Source organism: Lacihabitans sp. CCS-44 (assembly GCF_024343735.1).
GTDB lineage: Bacteria > Bacteroidota > Bacteroidia > Cytophagales > Spirosomataceae > Leadbetterella.
The window spans coordinates 1-2,229 of record NZ_RJUE01000044.1 but is presented as its reverse complement, the minus strand read 5'-3'; the positions used below and the strand labels follow the sequence as shown (position 1 = coordinate 2,229).

Genomic DNA, 2,229 nt, shown 5'->3' with positions numbered 1-2,229 from the left:
TTTGTAATTCCCAATACTGTCTCCAACGATTATAGCACCGAGTAATTTTTTACCCAATGGAGTGATCCATTCATATTTAGTTCCATCGGCCACAGTACCATTTACTTCAAAAGGTTTAGAAGGACAAACTTCTTTTTGCTTTGTAATATTCAATGAAATGGCAACTGGAGAAATTAGTTTTAGTATATCTGATTTTACCTCACAACCTAAAGCATCAGTTACAATTGCTTGTGCATTTTCATTATTTACAGCAAGATTTGTAATTTCAGAGGCCGTACCAGTGTAGTTGACACTATTCCAAGTGTATTTGTAAGCTCCTCTACCCGAAGTGGCCAAAACTGAAAGCTTAGCATCAGCTTTGCCAAAACATGATGGTTGAGTGTAGCTCAACTTCGCTGACATCTTTGAAGTTGAATCTTCAATGGTTGTTGCCAAAGTAGTCTCACAATTGTTTGCGTCTACAATTTTTAGGGTGTAAGTGCCGGCTTTAAGATTTTGTCTATCTAATTCCACAAAATTAGGAAGGTCACTCCATGAGGCCTTGTAAGGTTTAGTTCCACCAAATGCCGCTGTTTTAACACTCGCCTTTCCAGAAGTTTCGCAATAGTTAAGAGTTTTTGAAACTAAGTTTGCTGACAATTTTTCTGGTTGAGAGATTCTCATACTGTCTTTTTGAGAACAACCTCGACTGTCGGCTATAGTAAATTCATAAAGTCCCGCGGCTAAATTGGTCGCAGTTTCTCCTTTTGCTGAGGATGGATTTTGCCAAGTAATACTGTATGGTGATCCGAAACCTCCTGTGGTTTTAAGTTGGATGCTACCATCGCTCAAGCCAAAACAACTTACGTTTTTGGTAATTTTCTCTACGGCAATTTTACTACCAACCTCAAGGTTTGTAAATCTGCTGGAAGTAGTTCTGGTAGCACATGCTCCAACCCCAAACACATCGACTATGTATTGACCACTAGACAATTCATTTACTGATGGTATATTTAAATTTTGTGTAGTTATGTTTAGATTCGCTCCGTTTTTAAACCATCTAAACGAGCCGAAATCTGTACCTGCAATTTGGAAAGTTACTGATTCACCAATACATCTTTTTGCATCTATTGGTTGGGTGATGATTACAGGCAATGCTGTCACATTTAGGAATGAGGCCGTTGAAGTTATTGTTCCACAGGGTCCGTAAATTTCCACTGTGTAAGTTCCTTTATCTGAAGGTTTTAGGATATTGAATTCTATTTTGAAATTTGTACTGTTAGGTATTTTTTCTCCATTTTTAAACCATTGATAGCCAGTTACGACACCGTCATGTGTGGCTTCGATAATTGCACTTGAGCCCTCGCATTTGTCGGCGTTTGGAGAAATTTTCACATTGGTTATTGGAGCATTGATACTCAAAATGGCTTCGGCACTTATTGTAGTTGCGAAAGAACAAGCTCCAGAACCGTTTGCGATGGCTTTGTAAACACCGGTATCAAAACCTGCTCTAATGTTGCTTACTATTAGCGTAGCCGAATTGCTTCCCGATATGTTTCCACCGTCTACAAGATTTATTCCATCTTTTTGCCAGAAAATACTTGAAGCACTGCTTGCGGCCGCTTTGAAAATAGCGGTTTCACCCACGCATTTTGGTGTATTTACGGGGTTCAAAGAAAACACAGGTTTCAGAGCCACGGCCACGTTGATTCCAGAATGAGAGACAGTACCGCATGGTCCAAAAATATCAACACTGTATTCTGCAATGTCCGCTGTAGTTAAGTTACTTAGCGTCAGACTTGCGTTGGTTTGTCCAGTGATGTTGTTACTGGCTTTTTTCCACTGATAGCCAGTGATGGTTCCAGCGGCCACTACTTCGAGGGTTACATTTTCACCTTCACATTTGCTTTGCGAAGAAGAAACAGAAGTGATACTTATCGGTGTATTTACAGTTAGGGTAGCTGCAGAGCTGGTTACGCTTTGACTCGCACAAGCACCCGCACCGAACGCTTTTACGGAGTATGTACCTGCATCGCATGTAGCACAAAGATTACTAATGGTTAAGCTCGATGAAGAACTACCAGAGATATTTCCACCGTCAGACAGGTCAGAACCGCCTTTTTGCCATTTGTAAGAACCTGCATTGCTAGCAGCTGCCGTGAAAGTTTGGCTTTCGCCAACACATTTGATTGCATTTACTGGGTTTAAAGAAAACACAGGTTTCAGAGCCACCGCCACGTTGATTCCAGA

Annotated in this window: 1 protein-coding gene; it reads right to left on the bottom strand. The window is 40.7% G+C overall.

Annotated features, from left to right (window positions below):
- A partial coding sequence (locus EGI26_RS07445; RefSeq protein ID WP_255077445.1) for a hypothetical protein occupies positions 1–2,229 on the bottom strand: 2,229 nt, incomplete at both ends.